This window comes from Haloarchaeobius baliensis, assembly GCF_052060055.1.
In the GTDB taxonomy this organism is placed as follows: domain Archaea; phylum Halobacteriota; class Halobacteria; order Halobacteriales; family Natrialbaceae; genus Haloarchaeobius; species Haloarchaeobius baliensis.
In genome coordinates this window covers 559,739-577,714 of sequence record NZ_JBPPFR010000003.1, presented here as the reverse complement: position 1 = coordinate 577,714, position 17,976 = coordinate 559,739, and the positions used below count along the sequence as shown (strand labels likewise).

The 17,976-nt window shown below is 68.7% G+C and carries 16 protein-coding genes; 12 read left to right on the top strand and 4 right to left on the bottom strand.

The window, feature by feature from the left end:
• Positions 1 to 204: 204 nt before the first annotated feature.
• From ACSG06_RS19620 to ACSG06_RS19570, 11 genes are all read left to right on the top strand, one after another.
• Complete coding sequence (locus tag ACSG06_RS19620; RefSeq protein WP_440991987.1) at positions 205 to 2,388, top strand: right-handed parallel beta-helix repeat-containing protein; 2,184 nt, start codon at positions 205 to 207, stop codon at positions 2,386 to 2,388.
• Positions 2,389 to 2,452: 64 nt separating this feature from the next.
• A complete protein-coding gene (locus tag ACSG06_RS19615) occupies positions 2,453 to 3,115 on the top strand; it encodes an SdpI family protein (protein ID WP_440991986.1) in 663 nt (220 codons plus the stop codon).
• Between the two features lie 286 nt (positions 3,116 to 3,401).
• Positions 3,402 to 3,902: a plastocyanin/azurin family copper-binding protein gene (locus ACSG06_RS19610; RefSeq protein ID WP_440991985.1), complete on the top strand. Its 501-nt coding sequence runs from the start codon at positions 3,402 to 3,404 to the stop codon at positions 3,900 to 3,902.
• Positions 3,903 to 4,059: 157 nt separating this feature from the next.
• Entirely contained in the window at positions 4,060 to 5,496 is a 1,437-nt protein-coding gene (locus ACSG06_RS19605) for a molybdopterin-dependent oxidoreductase (protein WP_440991984.1), read from the top strand.
• Positions 5,497 to 5,502: 6 nt separating this feature from the next.
• Positions 5,503 to 6,006 carry an FKBP-type peptidyl-prolyl cis-trans isomerase gene (locus ACSG06_RS19600; protein ID WP_440991983.1) on the top strand — a complete coding sequence of 168 codons (504 nt, stop codon included), beginning with the start codon at positions 5,503 to 5,505 and terminating at the stop codon, positions 6,004 to 6,006.
• 93 nt (positions 6,007 to 6,099) lie between these two features.
• Positions 6,100 to 7,587: an APC family permease gene (locus ACSG06_RS19595; protein WP_440991982.1), complete on the top strand. Its 1,488-nt coding sequence runs from the start codon at positions 6,100 to 6,102 to the stop codon at positions 7,585 to 7,587.
• Positions 7,588 to 7,589: 2 nt separating this feature from the next.
• Positions 7,590 to 8,237 carry a potassium channel family protein gene (locus ACSG06_RS19590; RefSeq protein ID WP_440991981.1) on the top strand — a complete coding sequence of 216 codons (648 nt, stop codon included), beginning with the start codon at positions 7,590 to 7,592 and terminating at the stop codon, positions 8,235 to 8,237.
• Positions 8,234 to 8,917 (top strand): MBL fold metallo-hydrolase, encoded by a 684-nt coding sequence (locus ACSG06_RS19585; RefSeq protein WP_440991980.1) that lies wholly within the window; start codon positions 8,234 to 8,236, stop codon positions 8,915 to 8,917. The genes ACSG06_RS19590 and ACSG06_RS19585 overlap by 4 nt, the downstream gene beginning before the upstream one ends.
• Before the next feature lie 132 nt (positions 8,918 to 9,049).
• Positions 9,050 to 9,772: a profilin-fold protein gene (locus ACSG06_RS19580; protein WP_440991979.1), complete on the top strand. Its 723-nt coding sequence runs from the start codon at positions 9,050 to 9,052 to the stop codon at positions 9,770 to 9,772.
• 75 nt (positions 9,773 to 9,847) lie between these two features.
• Positions 9,848 to 10,450 (top strand): class I SAM-dependent methyltransferase, encoded by a 603-nt coding sequence (locus ACSG06_RS19575; protein WP_440991978.1) that lies wholly within the window; start codon positions 9,848 to 9,850, stop codon positions 10,448 to 10,450.
• A gap of 99 nt (positions 10,451 to 10,549) precedes the next feature.
• A complete protein-coding gene (locus ACSG06_RS19570) occupies positions 10,550 to 10,702 on the top strand; it encodes a hypothetical protein (RefSeq protein ID WP_440991977.1) in 153 nt (50 codons plus the stop codon).
• A 3-nt stretch (positions 10,703 to 10,705) separates the two neighbouring features.
• Here the strand turns inward: ACSG06_RS19570 and ACSG06_RS19565 are convergent, their stop codons facing one another.
• From ACSG06_RS19565 to ACSG06_RS19555, 3 genes are all read right to left on the bottom strand, one after another.
• On the bottom strand, positions 10,706 to 11,881 hold the full coding sequence (locus ACSG06_RS19565) for an MFS transporter (protein ID WP_440991976.1): 1,176 nt from the start codon (positions 11,879 to 11,881) through the stop codon (positions 10,706 to 10,708).
• A gap of 75 nt (positions 11,882 to 11,956) precedes the next feature.
• Complete coding sequence (locus ACSG06_RS19560) at positions 11,957 to 13,357, bottom strand: FAD-binding oxidoreductase (RefSeq protein ID WP_440991975.1); 1,401 nt, start codon at positions 13,355 to 13,357, stop codon at positions 11,957 to 11,959.
• A gap of 29 nt (positions 13,358 to 13,386) precedes the next feature.
• A complete protein-coding gene (locus ACSG06_RS19555) occupies positions 13,387 to 13,854 on the bottom strand; it encodes a universal stress protein (protein ID WP_440991974.1) in 468 nt (155 codons plus the stop codon).
• Between the two features lie 319 nt (positions 13,855 to 14,173).
• On the opposite strand from ACSG06_RS19555, the gene ACSG06_RS19550 reads away from it, so the two are divergent.
• Positions 14,174 to 15,586, top strand: coding sequence for a phenylacetate--CoA ligase family protein (locus tag ACSG06_RS19550; RefSeq protein WP_440991973.1), 1,413 nt, complete (start codon positions 14,174 to 14,176; stop codon positions 15,584 to 15,586).
• On the opposite strand, the gene ACSG06_RS19545 is transcribed toward ACSG06_RS19550, so the two are convergent.
• Positions 15,581 to 17,974 carry a DEAD/DEAH box helicase gene (locus ACSG06_RS19545; protein WP_440991972.1) on the bottom strand — a complete coding sequence of 798 codons (2,394 nt, stop codon included), beginning with the start codon at positions 17,972 to 17,974 and terminating at the stop codon, positions 15,581 to 15,583. The genes ACSG06_RS19550 and ACSG06_RS19545 overlap by 6 nt on opposite strands.
• Positions 17,975 to 17,976: the final 2 nt, after the last annotated feature.

Sequence of the window (17,976 nt, the reverse complement as noted above, 5' to 3'; positions counted from 1 at the left end):
TGGTAAGGTGTTCTTCGCGGGGTCGACGACTGCGCTCGACGGTCGGACCACTCGCTTCGGAGAGAGGACCGGGTCGGAGCCGAGTTTTCAGATGGTTGAACCCGCTCTGACACCGGTTTCCGGAAGTCACGGCGCCGTCACCGCCCGACAGTTTAGAGACTTAACAAGCCTATAGCAATCCGTTAAACGCCGATAGTAGGGTGCATGGAAGACGACCACGACATGAACAGACGGGAGTACCTACAGTCGAGTGGCTTCCTGGCAGCACTCGGCGGCTGCCTCGGCGACCCGACCGACCGGTCGACGCCGACCACTCGCGACGACCCGACGAACGTCGAGACGGAGCGCGGGACGGGAAGCGAGAGCACCCCGGGTGTCGTCGACGTCGAGACCGTCCGAACTGACCACCTCCTCACCGAGTCGCGCAACGCGAGCGCCGTGGTGTGGAAGGACGACGACGGGACGATATACGCCGACGCCGAGGAACAGCCGGTGGCGAGCGGGACCGACTTCTCGCGTGTCGTCCAGGAGGCCGTCGACGCCGGGCTCTCGAAACTGGTCATCCAGGGCGGTGAGTTCGTCGCGGAGGAACCCATCGAGCTCAAGTCGGACACGGTCGTCACCGGGATGGGTCGCGGCACGACCATCGAGGTCGCCGGGAGCGCCGCCTTCAACGTCGAGGGTGAGCGGACGGGCAGCGCGGACATCACGACGCGGGTCGGCGGGGATACCATCCCCGTCGACGACACGTCACCCTTCGAGGAGGGGGAGCACGTCCTCATCACCACTGACCGGACGACGTCGTACCGGGACCAGCCGTACGGGGAGATCCACACGGTCCTCTCCGTCGACGCCGCCAACGGTCAGATCGCGATCTCGGACGGCGGGCTGTTCGAGAACTACCGCCCCGAGAACGGTGCGACCGCGGTGGGACTCGACATGGTCGAGGGAGTGACCGTCAGGAACCTCGAGATCGTCGGCAGCGACCGGTCGGTGTTCCGTGCAGGGGTCACCGCGACCTACGCCAAGGGCCTGCTCGTCTCCCAGGCCGAGATGCACGACCTGCCCCACTCCGGGGTCCTCATGTCGTCGTCCATCTTCTCGGCCGTCAACGAGTGCGAGCTGTACGACATCGCCTACGACGGCCGCGGCGTGGGCTACGGGGTCACGCTCTCGGACGCCGTCCGCAACATCAACATCAGGAACAACGTCATCTACGACACGAAGAACCACTGCACGACCGTCGGCGGCTCCGGGAACGACGGCCTCCCACGGCTGCTGACGTTCCGGGCGAACGAGTACTACCACGACGACGCGGACGTCCACTTCGCCGGTGTCGTCCAGTTCGTGAACAACCGCTTCGCGAACGGGAGCGGTGGCATCATCACCGGCGCGAACGAGACGTACGTCGACGGCTGCGACTTCAGAAACCTCGCCGGGGACGCCATCAAGAACCGGGGGCAGCCCCGGGAGTTGGTCGTGCGGAACTCCCAGTTCGAGGCGATCAACGGGATGGCGATCAACCTCTACAGCAACCCGACGGGGCTGGAGAAGCTCGCCGTGGCCGGCAACGACTTCCAGCGGGTCAACGGGAACGTGATGCGGTTCCGGACGCCCGACGGCTACACCTCCCAGCTCGTCAGCATCACGGAGAACATCGTCCGGACCTGCGGGAGCACCGCGTTCAGTCTCTCGGAGATCGGTGATTCGAGCATCGAGGACGTGACCATCTCTGGCAACCAGATCGAGGACGTCAGCAACTACGGCGTCTCGGCCGGGTCGGTGACCGGGCCGGTCCGGTTCCTCGACAACTCCATCTCCGAGGTCAGTGGCTCCTACGCGGCCATCCTCGGCGGCTCCCCGAACCTCATCGGCACGAACGACTTCAACCGGTACACCAGCCGCGGGCTGTTGCTCCGTGCCGGTGGGCTGGTCACCGGGAACAGCTTCTCCCGGGGGAGCAACGACGCCATCCTCGTCTACGAGGCCGACGACGTCTGCATCACGAACAACAACTTCACGCAGACGGGCGGGTCTGACGTCAACGAGATCGACTCCACCAACTGCATGATCGCCCAGAACGACATCGAGCGGGGGATCGAGACGTCAGACGACTCCACCGTCGTCAGGCACAACTTCGGCTATCGGACCGAGTCGAGCGGGACCCACACCGCGAGCGGGAGCGGCGGCCGGTCGTTCGACATCCCGCACGACCTGGTCGAGACGCCGGAGGTGGCGAACGTCTGGGCCGAGAGCGCCGACGCCGCGGGGGCCCACTACGTCTCGTCCAAGGACGCCGACTCCGTCACCGTCACCTACCGGTCCGCACCCCCGACCGGCTCCGGAAATCTCTCGTGGGGGTACGAACTCTCGACCCACTTCGAGTGAGCGTCGTCGGGAGCGACCGCCAGCCCGTGGTGGGTTTTTCCGTCTCGCCGTCCTCTCCGGGGACATGAACACGAGACAGCGCTTCGTCATCGCAGCCGCCTTCGTCGCGCTCTCGGCCGTGGTGAGCCTCCTCGCCGCACCCGAGCTCCCGGACCAGCTGGTGACCAACTGGGGCCCGGGCGGTGAACCCAACGGGACGATGGGACAGACGGCCGCCCTCGCGCTCGTCCCCGGTCTGGGAGCGGTTCTGCTCGGCCTGTTCGCGCTCGTTCCACGCATCGACCCGCTCCGTGAGAACATCGCGTCCTTCCGGCGGTACTACGACTGGTTCGTCGTCGTGTTCGCTGCGTACCTCGCGGTCCTGCACACCGGCATCGTCGCGTTCAACCTCGGCTACGCGTTCGACATGACGCTGTTCGTCCTCGCCGGCGTGGCGGGGCTGTTCTACTATCTCAGCATCCTGCTGGAGAACGCGGAGCGAAACTGGTTCGTCGGCATCCGGACGCCCTGGACGATGAGCAGCGACGAGGTGTGGCGGCGGACCCATGCGCTCGGCGCGCGGCTGTTCAAACTGACCGCCGTCCTCGCGGTCGTCGGGCTTGCGTTCGGCGAGTACGCCGTGCTCTTTCTGGTCGTGCCCGCGCTGTCGACGGCGGTCGTGACCGTCGTGTACTCCTACTACCTGTACGAGCAGCTCGACGGTGGGGACCCGGCGAGCGATGTCTGAAACCGGTGCGCGGGTCGGGTGGGTCGGGTGGGTCGGGTGGGTCGGGCGAATCCGATTCGCCGGTCCAGCGCAGACCCCACCCGAACGGCAGGGTGAGTGGTAATGGTGGCTTGTGCGGGTTGTCGGCTCCTACCGCGGCTGGTACTCTCCGCTTCGGGACGGGGACCGTCGCATTCGCTCGCCCGGTCCGTCGCGCTCGGGAGGTCCCCCGACTGACGAGCACCTGCGCCCTCTGGCCGCACGAAAGCGGTTCGTAACAACAGTGATCCGTGGCATCTGACCGACCATGGAGGACAGACGGACGTATCTCCAGCGCCTCGCTGTCGTGGGGGCGGTGGCGCAGGCCGGCTGCATCGGGGAGAGTGGCACCGGAGAACCTACTGGTGCGCCGACGACCTCGCCGGCGTCCACACCGACAGCGACGGCCGAACCGACCGAGACGCCGACGGGAGCCGGAATCGTCGACGTGGCGGCCGGCCCGGAGGGCCGCCTCCGGTTCGTGCCCGAGACGGTCGAGATACTCGTCGGGGAGACGGTCCGGTGGACGTTCGAGAGCGCCGGACACAACGTCACGTCCCTGCCGGGGGCGTCGGAGAAGGTCAGGAATCCGGAGGGAGCCGAGCCGTTCGCCTCCTACGAGGGGACACAGCACTTCGCTATCAACGATGTCGGCACGACGTTCGAGCACACGTTCGACGTGCCTGGCGAGTACGTCTATGTCTGTGCACCCCACGCGGGCCAGGGGATGGTCGGCACTGTGATCGTCTCGGAGGACGACGAGGAGTGAACGTGGCAGTCCCCGGCCCGGACGACCGTTCTGTCCACCGGCTGTCGGTCTTCCCGCCGGTGTGAATCGAGGGTGTTCTCGCTCGACCACGATAAGGCGACCATACGCCGGGATAGCTGGCTATAACAAAACAGACGGAGTGACGATATCGCCAGTCATGGGAGAGCAATCCGACGCGGAGCCATCGTTACGGGACCGGTATCTGGAGCGCCGACGGTTCCTGAGAGCGGCCGGCGCGGTCGGGGGAACTGCCCTGCTCGCTGGCTGTGGAGGGAACCAGGGAGCTGAGACGGGGACGCCAACTGGGACCGAACCCACGACTGCCCCCGCGACCGAACCGCCCACCGAGACGGCGACCGAGACACAGCAGACGGAGGAGCCGGGCCAGTCGCTCGAGGAGCGATATCCGGGGTTACGCATCCTCTCGCCCGAACCCGAGAACGCCGAGGCCGCCGCGCGGGCGACCTACACGACGCTCATCACGCCCCTCGAGGAGTTCTACATCCGGAACCACTACCCGACGCCGGACATCGAGGAGAGCGAGTGGACCGTCTCGCTGACCGGGATGCTCGACGAGGAGGTCGAGCTGTCGATGGCGGAGCTGAAGCGCGAGTTCCCGACCGAGACGGTGTTCCACGTCATGCAGTGCTCCGGGAACGGCAGAGCGTACTTCGACCCGCAGGTCGGCGGTAACCAGTGGACGTTCGGCGCGGTCGGGAACGCCGAGTGGACGGGCACGCCGGTGAGCGCCATCCTGGAGCGATACGGCGCCGACACGAGCGACGGGATGTGGGTGTCGTTCATGGGCGGCGAGGCCCCCGAGGGCGAGGACATCTTCACGCGGTCGCTCCCCATGGGGAAGGTGATGGACGACTGCCTCCTCGCGTACGAGATGAACGGCCAGGCCCTCGCGGGCGACCACGGCTTCCCGGTCCGGCTGGTCGTCCCGGGCTGGTACGGCAACAACAACGTCAAGTGGGTGAACCGGATGCACGTGATGGACATGATGGTGTTTGGCGACGAGTGGGAGACCGAGGACCAGCGGTTGTACACGCACTGGCAGCAGTACTCCTACCGCATCATCCCCGTGCAGGACGAGGCGGCCGAGCAGTACCGCACCATCGACACCTACGACACGTACGAGCAGATGCAGAACCCGGACCAGATCCGGAACGCCTACGTCTTCGACCAGCTGGTGAAGTCGATGATCGGGTTCCCCGGCGAGGACAGCACCGTCACCCGGCGGGCCGACGGCAGCGTGGAGGTCATCGGGGTCGCCTGGGCCGGGGACAACGCCGTCGAGAGCGTCGAGATCTCGGACGACGGCGGCGAGACGTGGAACCAGGCCGAGTTCTTCCGGCCCGACCTCGGACCGTTCTCCTGGCGGCTCTTCCGCTACGTCTGGTCGCCCGAGCCGGGCGAGTACACGCTCGTCTCGCGAGCGACGGACGCGCTGGACCGGACCCAGCCGGCCACCATCTCCAGCCCGGACCAGAACCTCCGCGGTATCCAGAACGACCAGTTCCCGTGGAACCAGGACGGCTACATCAACAACGCCTACATGCCCCACGCGGTGAGCGTGACCGTCGAGTGATCCGACATGGTCGAACCAGGTGACGTCGCGGTCGTCCACTACGTCGGTCGATTCGCGACGGGCGAGGAGTCCCGGGAGGTGTTCGACACGTCCGACGTCGACGTCGCCCTCTCGGAAGGCATCTACCACGGGCATCGCGACTACAGACCCATCTCGTTCGAGGTCGGTGCCGGGGAGGTCTTCCCCGGAATCGATGCGGCGGTCAGAGCGATGGAAGTCGGGGACGAGCGGACGGTCACGGTCGACCCGGAGGACGGGTACGGCGACCGGAGCGACGACCGGGTCGTCGAGGTCTCCCGAGGAGAGCTGGAGACACGGAGTGGACGTGACGCCCGGCCGTGGCGGCTCGTCCAGAGCGCGACGGGCGAGATCGGCTGGATCACCGACGTGACCGAGGAGACCGTGACGGTCGATTTCAACCACGAACTCGCGGGCGAGCGACTCGAGGTCGAACTGCGGCTCCTCGAGGTGCGAGATTCGGCCGAGGACCAGCGATCCGGCGCCACCTGAGCCTCAGCGGCGAAGCCGCACCCGTCGTCCGTTTCGGGGCGCCGTTGGGGGCAACTCCTTTCCCTTCTGCCATAGAGTTCCAGATGGAAATCGATGAGCCAACGTGAACCGGCCGCCGAGCTGGGCTTGCTCGACGCGACGATGATCGGCATGGGCGCGATGATCGGCGCGGGCATCTTCGTGCTGACCGGGCTCGCCGCCGAGATCTCCGGGCCGGCCGCCATCCTCGTCTTCATCCTGAACGGTGTCGTGACCGCGTTCACCGGCCTGTGCTACGCCGAACTGGCGTCGTCCATCCCGAAGAGCGGCGGTGGGTACGCGTTCGTCCGTGAGATCTTCGACGACCTCTCCTCGTTCGTGATGGGCTGGATGCTCTGGTTCGCGTACATGATCGCCGGGGCGCTGTACGCGCTGGGGTTCGCACCCAACTTCCTCGAGTTCCTGCACGTCTACGGGGTCGTCCCGCCGCCGGGCGAGGTCGGTGCCGTGACGCTCGGGCTGTTGCCGGTCGCGATCCCCGCGAAGGTCGCACTCGCGTTCGGCGCGGTGCTCCTGCTCGTCTCGGTGAACGCCGTCTCGACGGCCGCCAGCGGGAGCATCGAGACCATCTTCACGGCGACGAAGGTGACCATCCTGCTCGTGTTCGTCGCGTTCGGCTTCCTCTCGGCCGGCGGTGGCGGCGAGACGAGCTTCACCTTCCAGAACTTCGACCCGCTGTTCCCGGAGGGCAAGAGCGCGTTCAGCATCCTGCCCGCGATGGGCCTGACGTTCATCGCGTTCGAGGGGTACGACCTCATCACGACGGTGACGGAGGAGGTGGAGAACCCCCGCGAGAACATCCCGAAGGCCATCTTCGTGAGCCTCGCGGTGACCGTCGTCGTCTACATGCTCGTCGTGACGGTCGCCATCGGGACACTCGGCGCGGGCGGGCTGGCGGCGGCCGGCGAGGCCGGCATCGCGGCGGCGGCGACCTCGTTCATGCCGACCGGGCTGCCGGTCATCAAGAACGGCGGCGCCATCATCGTCTTCGGTGCCATCTTCTCGACCATCACCGCCCTGAACGCGGTCGTCATCGCCTCGTCGCGCGTGGCGTTCGCGATGGGGCGCGAGGACCAGCTGCCGGGTCGGGTCGGCAACATCCACCACCGGTACGGGACGCCGTTCGTCGCCATCCTGGCGAGCGCGGTCGTCATGCTGCTCTCGGTGGGGCTGCCGACCAAGAGCGCGGGGAACATGTCGAGCCTGTTCTTCCTGCTCTCCTTCGTCATCGTCAACGGTGCGGTCATCAAGCTCCGCCGCGAGCGCCCCGACATGAACCGGCCGTACGAGATGCCCTACTACCCGGTACCGCCCATCATGGGCATCGTACTGAACCTCGTGCTGACGGGCGTCCTCGTGGAGTACCTGCTGCGGACCGACCCACTCGCGCTCGTGTTGAGCGTCGCGTGGATACTCCTCGGGGTCGTGTTCTACCTCCTGTACTTCAGGGAGCCGGGCACGCCGACCGAGGGACGAACCGCCCCGACGACCGACGATGCCGGTCCGGACGCGACCGGCGACACCACCGGAGGGAACGACTGACCATGACACAGAGACGCATCGTGATCGCTGGCGGTGGACTTGTAGGCAGACGAGCAGCCAACCTCCTCGACGACCGGGGGCACGACGTGGTCGTCATCGAGAACGACCCCGAGCAGGTCGCGTTGCTCGAGGAGGAGCACGTGGCGACGGTCATCTCGGGCGACGCGACCCGACCGAGCATCCTCGGGCAGGCCGGCCTCGACCGCTCCGACGCGCTCGCCGCGCTGACCCAGGAGACCGGCACCAACCTCGCCATCTGCATGGCCGCCAGACATCTCCAACCGGGGCTGCGGACCATCATGCGGACCGAGTACGACGTCGGGGACGAGTACGACCGGATGGTCGACGAGGTCATCTTCACCGAGGCCGCCGGTGCTCGTGCCGCGGTCAACCTCATCGAGCGCGACGTCCAGACGCTCGAGAGCATGGCCGGCGATCTCGACATCCTCCAGATAGAGGTCCTCGAGGGTGCGCCGGTCGCGAACCGGACGCTGGCGGAGATCGCGCTCCCGCGGGGGAGCCTCGTCGTCTCGGGCGCGGCCGGCGACCGGGCGGCCCAGTCGGACACGCGACTCGAGGTCGGCAAGACGTACATCGTCGCCGTCGAGCCCGACGTGGCCGACGAGGTCGTGAACCTCTTCCAAGGATGAGGGTCGCTAGCCCACTCGACGACGACGAGCGGCTCTGGCGGCTGGACCTCGGGTCGGTGAACGCATACCTCGTCGACGACGGCGAGGTGACGCTCGTCGATGCCGGGACGCCGCGCTCGGTCGACAGGCTCCGGTCGGGGCTCGCGACGGCCGGCTACGCGGTGGACGACCTCGACCGGCTGCTCGTCACGCACTTCGACCTGGACCACGTCGGCGGCATCGCCGGCCTCGACCCCGACTGTCCGTGCTACGCGATGGAGCCCGACGCGAGCTTCGTCGCCGGCAGCCGCAAGCCACCGCTTGGCAATCGGAAGGGGCTGTTCCAGCGTGCGGCGGGCCTCGTGCTGACCCTCCCGGACCAGCCGGTCGAGCGGGTGACCGACGGGGAGCAGGTGGGTGGGTTCACCGCCTACCATACGCCGGGACACACCCCCGGACACACCGTCTACCATCATCCGGAGCTCGGCGTGGCGATGCTCGGTGATCTGGTGCGCGAGACGGACGGTTCGCTGGGAACGCTCCCCTGGCCCCTCGCCTACGACGACAGACGGAACGACGAGAGCATCCGGTCGCTGGCGGACCGGGGCCTCGGGTTCGAGTTCGCGTGCATGGGTCACGGGGACCCGATCACGGCGCGCGGGGACGAGGTCCTCGCCCGGCTGGCCGCGGCTCTCGACTGACCGGTCCGGGAGAGAACCGGGGGACTGAATGATGTTCATTGGTCGTGTTCATCGTGTACATTCATCGGTGAATGTTCGGTGGCGGGCGGACGACACCGTGTCGGTTATGCCCATCGCGTGACTCTGGCGACTGTGACAGACTGGCCACCACGCGAACCCGCGGACCCGACCGACGCCATCGAGCACCGCGACGAACTCGTCGCCGCGGTGCGCGACCACGCCGGCGGCATCGCCTACCAGCTCGCCCGCCTCCAGGGCGGCGACTACGGCCGCGAGACGTTCGACACCGACGAGGGCGAGTGGACCGTGAAGTACGAGGGCGGCGATCTGGAGTTCCTGCTGTTCGACCCCGGGCGCGGCGACGAGGTGTACGTCATCTCGACGAAGCAGCCACCCGAGCCGGAGCCCCTGGCGTCGGCGATGGCCGACTACGACGCGTTCGTCGACGCGTTCGACCGCTACGTCGAGGAGCGAAGCGGTGTGCTCGACGACGTGTCGACCGACTTCCCCGAGGTGGCGAGCACCGACGCCGTCGTCGCCGAGCGCGACCGCGTCACCGACCGCATCCGGGAGGTCTGTGACACCATCGCGGCCGAGCTGCGCCGCTACGAGGGCGGCGACTACGGCACGTTCACCGAGCGGGTCGACGGCGACCGCTGGGAGCTGAAGTGGGACGAAGACGGCACGTCGTACCTCCGTGTGGGTGGCTCGGGCGGCCTCTACCTGCTCTCGCAGTACGACCAGCCCTCGGCGGCCGACGTGCGTGAGTACGCACCCCGGTTCGCGGGCTTCGTCGACGCCTACAACGAGTTCGTCGCGGACCTGGAGTCCGACCTCGGTACCGTCGAGCTGTAGTCGGGCGCGGTCGGTCCGGCCAGCGGGCGGCGGACGTGTCGGCAGACCTTTACGGCCACGTCGCCCGTACCGAACGTGGATTCTAACGACGTCCGACGCGAGTGGGCGGAGCGCTCAGGCGAGTACTCGCCGGAGTACTACGCCTACCGCGGGTCGGACGAGGCGAGCGAACTGCTGGTCTCGACACTCACCGAGCGGGTGGGGACCGACGCGAGCGTGCTGGAACTCGGCTGCAGTTCGGGTCGCCATCTCGCCGCGCTCGAAGCGGCGGGCTTCTCGGACCTCACCGGCGTGGACGTGAACGCAGAGGCCATCGACGTGCTCGTCGACACCTTCGAGGAACTGGCAGCGACGGGGACGTTCCAAGTCGCCGCCATCGAGGAGTTCCTCCCGGAGCTCCCGAACGGAGCGTTCGACGCCGTGTTCACCGTCGAGACCCTCCAGCACGTCCACCCAGACGAGGCCTGGGTGTTCGCGGAGATCGCACGGGTGACGGGGTCGCTGCTCGTGGTCGTCGAGAACGAGAGCGGGGAGTTCGGGACGAGGACGACGGTCCGCGGTGGAATTCCGCTGTTCTACCGGGACTGGCACGACGTGTTCACCGACTGCGGGCTCACCGAGGTCGCGTCTGGGTCGACGAAACGGGACGTGGTGCGAGTGTTCTCGCCACCGGCGTGACCGACCCCCGAGTTCGACCGCCGGAACGTCCGTTCCCTGACGGTATGCTGTGCCGGGTTATCCCCGCCGGCGACGTACGACTGCCGAGATGAACCAGTCATGAGCGACGCGAGAACGGTCGTCTGCAGACGGTGCAACGGTCCGATCGGACCAGCGGACGTCGTCGTCAGGCACTCCGCCGACGACCCCTTGCAGGTGACGGAGTGTGCGAACTGTGGTGCGGTCGTGCGCGTCGGGAGCCACCGGTGGTAGGGCCTACGCACGGCGCGAACCGAGCGCGACGAGGCCTGCCACGCAGAGCGCGACGACGCCGGCGCCGAACAGCAGCGGCCGGTAGCCGAGGCCGGCCACCGGGCCCGCGAGGCCGACGAACGTGATCGGGCCGGCGAAGCGACCGAGGAACGTCGTGCTGTTCCGGAGGCTCAACGCCCCGGCCCGGTGCTCCGGTCGGACCCGGGCGGTGAGGGCCGCGTCGACGCTCGGCAAGAGCAGTCCGATCCCACCGCCGGCCAGTCCCATCGAGAGCACGACGAGCGGGAGCCACGAGCTGGCGCCGAGGAGCAGGAAGCCGGAGCCGTAGCCGACGAACCCGACCGCGACGAGCTGCATCGGTGAGAACCGACGCGCGAGTCGGCCACTGGTCGCCGCCGCGGCCATCGAGGCGACCTCGGCGGCGAGGATGAGGAGTCCGATGAGCACCGCCGTCAGCACCGGGGCGAGCAGGAACGGCAGGGTCGTGAACACCACGCCGAACGCGAGGAACTCCGTCAGGAAGGTGATACAGAGCAGCGCGAGGGTCCCCGGGGTTGCGATGCCGACGACCGCGTCGGCGAGCGCCGAGAGCCCGTATCCGGCGTTGGAGTGTGGCGCCTCGTCGAGCCCGAGGAACGCGAACAGCGCGACGGGGACCGCGACGAGGTAGGCCAGGAACGGCGCGCTCCAGGAGATGCCGACGAGCAGCCCGCCGACGACCGGGAAGAGCGCGGCCATCGCGGAGAGCACGGCGACGTTGACGCCGAGGACGGCGGTCCGCTGGACCCCCTCGAAGGTGTCGCCGATTATCGTCACCGTCGCGATGAAGATGGCGGCCGCCCCTGTCCCCTGCACCACACGCAGCGCGATGACGACCTCGAACGACGGCGCGAACGCGATGGCACCACCGAGCACGCCGAAGGTCAGGAGTCCGGCGACGAGGACGCGCCGCCGGCCGAGCCTGTCCACGAGGATGCCGACGAACGGCGACAGGACGATGCCGACGAGGAAGTAGCCGCTCACGAGCAGGCTCGTCTGGGCCTCCGTCAACGAGAACGCGTCACGGAACGCCGGGAGTGCGGGGCTGATGAGCGGCACGCCGAGCGGTGCGACCGCGGTGCTGCAGAGCACGACCTGCACGGTGCGCGACCGCCATGGGACGCCCTCAGTCGCGGCCATCGTGGGGGAACTCGTTGTCGCGGCGGTCGGTGACAGCGGGCACGGGGACGCGGCGGCCACGCGACCGGCCGTGCATCAGTCCCGCGCCACCCCGGGTTCGATGCCGGTGACCGCCCGGAAGCGGTTCTCGGGGTCGTACCTCGCCTTCACCGTCGCCAGCCGGTCGAGGTTCTCGCCGTACTGGAGCGCTGCCGGGTCGTCGGCGAAGCCGGGGAAGTTCCCGTACCGGCCGGCGGCGACCGGGAGCGCCTCGATGGCGGCGAGCCCCTCCCGCACCCACTCGATGTTCGCCTCGTCGTCGTCGGGGTCCTCCCAGTTGGCCTCGAAGTTGAGCATGTACGGCTTGTCGCGGTGCCAGAACGCCGTCGCGTCCCGTGGCACGTCGGCGACGGCCGCCCCGAGCGACCAGAGGTCGATGGTCGAGAGCGCCGACGGCGCCTCCGCGTTGTACCGGAGCAGCAGGTCGACGACCTCGTCGGTCAGCGCCGTGAGGTAGGTCGACTTCCAGTAGTAGCGCAGCCCGTCGGGGTAGTCCTCGTCGAAGACCGACTGTATCTCCTCGTGCGTCGACGCGCCGCTGAAGTCCGCGATGGGCGACAGTCCCTCGACGAGCGGTTCGAACAGGTGGCCCTCGTCGACGGGGGCGGAGCCGACGAACGCGACCGCCGGCTCGCCCCACGCCGCCCGCGGGAACTCCTCGAGCTCGGGGACGTGAGCGCCGAAGGCGAGGATGTTGGCCGACCGGGGGGCGGACGCCGTCCAGTCGGGGAGGCGGCCGAGTGCGGCCGCGCCGTCGTCGGCGTGGACCCAGACGAGGAACAGGTGCCGCTCCGGGCCGACCTCGTGGAGCTCGTACTCGAAGGAGGTGACGACCCCGAAGTTCCCGCCGCCGCCACGGATCGCCCAGAAGAGGTCCTCGTGCCGCGTCGGGCTCGCCGTCCTGACCGTGCCGTCCGCGGTCACGATGTCGACCTCGGTCAGGTTGTCCGCAGCGAGGCCGTACTCCCGGGTGAGGTGGCCGTAGCCGCCGTTGAGCGTCAGCCCGGCGATGCCCGTCTCCGTCACGACACCGAGCGGGGTCGCGAGGCCGAACAGCTGGGTCTCGTGGTCCACGTCGCCGAGCAGGGCCCCGCCCTGGGCACGGACGGTCCGTGCATCCCGGTCGACCCGGACGCCGTCCATCGGCGAGAGGTCTATCATCACGCCACCCTCCGAGACGGCACTGCCCGAGACGTTGTGTCCGCCGCCGTGTATCGACACGTCGGCGTCCGTCTCCCGGACGAAGTCGACCGCCGCGACGACGTCGGCCGTCCCCGTACAGCGGACGATGTGGGATGGCCGGCGGTCTATCATCCCGTTCCAGACCTGCCTGGCCGCGTCGTACCCCTCGTCGTCCGGTCGGAGCACGTCGCCACGGGTTCGTTTCAGGAGTTCGTCGGTCGGCCCTTCGTCGATGGGGTGTGATTGCTGAGTCATCTCTCTGTGAGAATGCTGGTTCGTGACCGTCACCCGCCGCCGTGCCCCTCGTCCGTTGCCACGGGGACCACGACCGCGACGGGCCGGTCGGTCCGTCTGCCGACAGAGCGGGCGACGTGGCCCTCGAGCAGGTCCTCCAGCAGGCCGTGCATCCCGCCCCCGAGCACGATGAGGTCGACTGCGTAGTGGTCGGCGAGGTCGACGATGGCCTCGACGGGACGGGACACCTCCTCTGCCTCGACGACCCGCGCCTCGACGCCACGCTCGCGGAGCGTATCGCGGACGTGGACCACCGTCCCGATTCGCTGGGCGGTCCGTCCGTCCCGGGACGCCTCCAGCTCCTCGCCGTGGAGGACGTGCGTCAGCAGCACCTCGACCCGACTCGACGCGGCGGGGAGCCCGGCCACGAAGTTCGCTTGCCCCCGTGCGCTCGCCTCGTTGTCGCTCACCGGGACGAGCACGCGGTACGTCGCCTCGCTATCGTCTGTCGATGCCAAATCTTGTCACCTCGGATCGGGAGTCAGTGTCGTGCGGTCGTCGTCTGCCTGCGTGGCACCACCACGGCCCCCGCTAGCGACGGCGGTCGCGGTCGTCTCGAACCGGCCGCGTTCCGCAGGACTGGTCGCGCCGACCGACCTTTGTTATCAGTCACGAACCCGGGATAATTCGGTGCTACTCCCGTTCCGCAACGACGCGACGTCACCGACGCCCGGGCTCGCACCCGGCGGCGAGGCGAGACGGTAACGCGGGTCTTCCACCGACACCTCGGGAATCGTGCGCATACCAATCAGGGAGCGGGCCGAGAGGGACACAGCAATGCACGACCCAGGACCACTCGAGCAACTCCGCGTGCGGGCGGATGCGCTCCGCGCGAACCGCGTGACGGCGGACGAGATCGCGTCACGACGACGGCGACGGCTCGAGTCGCTCCTCGAGTTCGTGATCCGCCAGTCCCGCTTCTACAGGCGCCACTACGAGGACGTCGACAGACCCATCACCGAGCTCGAGTCGCTGCCGCCCGTGACCAAGCGGATGCTCATGGCGCAGTTCGACGACGTGGTCACCGACACCGCGGTCACGAGGGGCGACGTCGAAGCGTTCATGCAGCAGCGGTCGAACATCGGCCGTCGATTCCAGGGCCGGTACCCGGTGTGGACGACCTCGGGGACGACGGGCGACCCCGGCGTCTTCCTCCAGGACGAGCGCGCGATGACCGCCGCCGACGCGGTGAGCGACCGCTGGACGTTTCCAGTGCTGCTCGCCCCTCGAACCCTCCGACGGTTCCTCGGGCACGACTTCCGGATCGCCGAGATCGCGGTGTCAGGTGGCCACTTCGCGGCGGCCTCCGGCGTTGCCATGTTCCGTCGCGAGCACGCCTTCCTCCGGGACCGACTCGAACTGTTCTCACCGACGCGACCGCTTCCCGAACTCGTGACGGCGCTGGACGAGTTCGACCCGGCGCTGCTGATCGGCTACGGGACGGTGCTGGTCGAGCTGGCGCGCGAACAGCGCGCGGGACGGCTCGACATCGCGCCCGCCCTCGTCGTCCCGGGTGGTGAGGGCATCACCGAGAACGAAAAGCGGCTGCTCCGGCGGACGTTCGACTGCACCGTCCGCGAGCTGTACGGCGCCAGCGAGTTCTACGCCATCGCCTGCGAGTGTGCACACGGCCGGCTCCACGTGAACACCGACTGGGTCGTTCTCGAACCGGTGGACGAGGACTACCAGCCAGTCCAGCCGGGTACCCCCTCGGACACCGTGCTGCTGACGAACCTCGCGAACCACATCCAGCCGCTCGTCCGGTACGACCTGGGCGACAGCGTCACGATGTTCGAAGAGCCATGCGACTGTGGCAGCCCGTTCCCCGTGCTCGAGGTCGAAGGACGCCAGGGCGACGTCCTGCGGTTCGAGACCGATACGGGCGAGCTGGCGACGGTATTCCCGCTGGCATTGACGACCGTCGTGGAGGCGGTCCCGGGGGTGGTCCGCACCCAGATCCTCCGGACCGGCAGGCGGACGCTGCAGGTCAGGCTGGAGACCTCACGAGACCGGGACGAGGTGTGGAACCAGGTGCACGACGAGCTGGAGGCCCACCTCGCGTCACAGGGCGTGACCGACCTCTCGATCCAGCGCGGGGCCAGCGGTCCCCAGCGGGACCCCCAGAGCGGGAAGTTCCGGCACGTCTGGAGCGAGCACGAGCGGGCGGTCGGCACCGAAGGCGAGCTATAGCCGCGAGCGGACCTCGTCCAGCACCGCCACGGTCGCGTCGGTGTGGAGGTACTGGTTCTGGTTGCCGCACTGCGAGTCCATGATGCAGGCCGGGCAGCCGCCAGTTCCCGAACAGTCACAGGCTGCGACGCGCTCGCGGGTGCGACGCGCCAGCGGTTCGGCGCGCTCGTAGATGCGCCGCGCGAAGCCGAGCCCACCCTCGACGGCGCTGTGGATGAACCACGTCGGCACGCCGGTCTCGGGATGCATCGGCGTGCTCAGACCCCCGAGGTCGCCCGTGTCGAGCCTGAGTTCGAGTGGCGTGAGCTTGATCATCCCGTGCTCCGCGCCGTGGAGGCCGCCGCCGAAGATGTCCATCACCTCGCCCTCCGAGGCGGTTGTCGGGTCCAGTCCGCCGACGTCGGCGAGTATCTCGTCGCGCAGCACCGGCGGTGTCTCGATCCACATGAGGTCGGTCCGGAGCTCGACCGGCGGCAGACCGGTCGGCTGGAGCGGCGTCGTGGGCTGTCCCGTGCTGATGTTCTTGCGCTGGTAGTGCGTGTAGTGAATCTCGACGGTGCCCGTACCGTGGGCGATGGCGTAGCCGTCGCCGAGCTCGCGGCGCTCGGCAACCTCGAGCTCGCGGATCGTCTTCTCCGAGCTGGTCTCGGTGTACTCGTCGGTGCGGACGCGTTCGACCGTGATGTACGGCTGTGGGGCGTCCTCGACGAACTCGGTGACGAGGTACTGTGCGCCGGCGTGGAGGAACAGCGCGCCCTCGTGGTGGTCGCGGTACGCCCGGTCGCGGTCGACCGGCTCCATGTCGATGTCGCCGTCGGCGCACCTGACCACGAACTGGGTGTCCGCCGCGCCGTACATCGACACCTCCGACTGGGGTCTCGGCGGGCCCGTGTAGCGGACTGCCCGGTCGAGGTCGCCGGCGAGCTGGCCGGCGTCTCGCCACATCGCCACGGCGCGATCCAGGCGGTCGCCATCGAACCACTCCCGGTCGGCCTCGGTCAGGGGCTTCTCGTGTGCGGCACAGCGGACGTGCTCGGCGTAGACGGGGTTGTTCTCCAGCCCGACGACCCCGTCCTCGATGGCGTCGCCGAGCACGTACTCCGGGTTGTCGAGGATGTACTGGTCGATGGCGTCGGCACGGGCGACGAACACCGAGAGCGCGTCGCTCGTCCCGCGGCCGGAGCGGCCGACCTGCTGCCAGAACGACTGTCTGGTGCCGGGGTAGCCCGTGAGGACGGTGGCGTCCATCGACCCCACGTCGATGCCGAGTTCGAGCGCGTTCGTCGAGGTGACGCCGTCGAGCTGGCCGGTCTTGAACTCGTACTCGGTGCCGCGTCTGGTCTCCTTGCCCAGGCCCGCGTGGTACGGCGCCACGTCGACGTAGCCGTGTCGCGGGTGCTTGCTGGCGGCGTCGCCGGCGTACTTCGCGCCCAGCTCCGCGTTCTTCCGGCTCCGGGCGAACATGAGCGTCTGGAGCCCGTGCAGGCCGAGGTGGGCGAGGATCGACGCGCCCTCCCAGACCGGGCTGGTGGTGGCCGACTTGAACGCCTCGAAGTCGGCGTCGTCGTCGAGTTCGTCCTCGTCGACGGGCGGCTTCCAGAACGCCACGTCGCGGCTCCCGCGTGGCGAGCCGTCCGCGTCGACCACCGCGAAGGGCTTCCCGACGAGTCGTTCGGAGTGCTCGGCCGGGTTGCCGACCGTCGCGGACGTGCAGACGGCCTGCGGGTCGCTCCCGTAGTGTGCGAGGATGCGGCGGAGGCGGCGGATGGTCCACGCGACGTGCATCCCGTGGACGCCGGTGTAGGTGTGGGACTCGTCGACCGCGAGCAGCTCGCAGTTCGCGAAGAAGCGTCGCCAGCCGCCGTGGTGGCCGAGGTAGGCGTTCACGCCGGCGAAGTTCGTGATGATGACGTCGGCGGTGTCGCGGATGTGCCGCCGACGGTCGCTCGGTGTGTCGCCGTCGTACACCTGCACCGAGAGGTCGAGCCCGAGGTCGGCGTAGAACTCGTTGAGCTCCTGCTCCTGGTCGCGGGAGAGCGCCTTCGTCGGGTAGACGAGCAGCGCGGTCGACGCCGGGTCGGCGAGGTGGTTCCGGGCGATCTGCAGCGCGTAGACGTACGTCTTCCCGGACGAGGTCGAGGTGGCGACACAGACGTTCTCCCCGTCGGCGAGCTGGTCGAGTGCGCGCGACTGATGCGTGTACAGCGAGCCGACTGCGTCGGCGAACCGGGTCGCGAGGTCGGCGCGCAGGACCTCGTGCGGGTCGACGGTGTGGGCCGGTCGCGCCGGGATCGTCTCGGCGTGCTGGAGCTGGCCCTCGTAGTCGGGGTGCGACTCCCGGAGCCGGTCGGCGGATGTCGGTGCGTCCGTGGGTGTGTCCTGACTCATCG

Bases quoted from the DNA above. Each gene is read 5' to 3' on its own strand.
- ACSG06_RS19620 (WP_440991987.1), top strand. From the start codon at position 205: ATGGAAGACGACCACGACATGAACAGACGGGAGTACCTACAGTCGAGT.
- ACSG06_RS19610 (WP_440991985.1), top strand. From the start codon at position 3,402: ATGGAGGACAGACGGACGTATCTCCAGCGCCTCGCTGTCGTGGGGGCG.
- ACSG06_RS19600 (WP_440991983.1), top strand. From the start codon at position 5,503: ATGGTCGAACCAGGTGACGTCGCGGTCGTCCACTACGTCGGTCGATTC.
- ACSG06_RS19590 (WP_440991981.1), top strand. From the start codon at position 7,590: ATGACACAGAGACGCATCGTGATCGCTGGCGGTGGACTTGTAGGCAGA.
- ACSG06_RS19615 (WP_440991986.1), top strand. From the start codon at position 2,453: ATGAACACGAGACAGCGCTTCGTCATCGCAGCCGCCTTCGTCGCGCTC.
- ACSG06_RS19570 (WP_440991977.1), top strand. From the start codon at position 10,550: ATGAGCGACGCGAGAACGGTCGTCTGCAGACGGTGCAACGGTCCGATC.
- ACSG06_RS19585 (WP_440991980.1), top strand. From the start codon at position 8,234: ATGAGGGTCGCTAGCCCACTCGACGACGACGAGCGGCTCTGGCGGCTG.
- ACSG06_RS19545 (WP_440991972.1), bottom strand. From the start codon at position 17,974: ATGAGTCAGGACACACCCACGGACGCACCGACATCCGCCGACCGGCTC.
- ACSG06_RS19595 (WP_440991982.1), top strand. From the start codon at position 6,100: ATGAGCCAACGTGAACCGGCCGCCGAGCTGGGCTTGCTCGACGCGACG.
- ACSG06_RS19605 (WP_440991984.1), top strand. From the start codon at position 4,060: ATGGGAGAGCAATCCGACGCGGAGCCATCGTTACGGGACCGGTATCTG.
- ACSG06_RS19550 (WP_440991973.1), top strand. From the start codon at position 14,174: ATGCACGACCCAGGACCACTCGAGCAACTCCGCGTGCGGGCGGATGCG.
- ACSG06_RS19560 (WP_440991975.1), bottom strand. From the start codon at position 13,357: ATGACTCAGCAATCACACCCCATCGACGAAGGGCCGACCGACGAACTC.
- ACSG06_RS19565 (WP_440991976.1), bottom strand. From the start codon at position 11,881: ATGGCCGCGACTGAGGGCGTCCCATGGCGGTCGCGCACCGTGCAGGTC.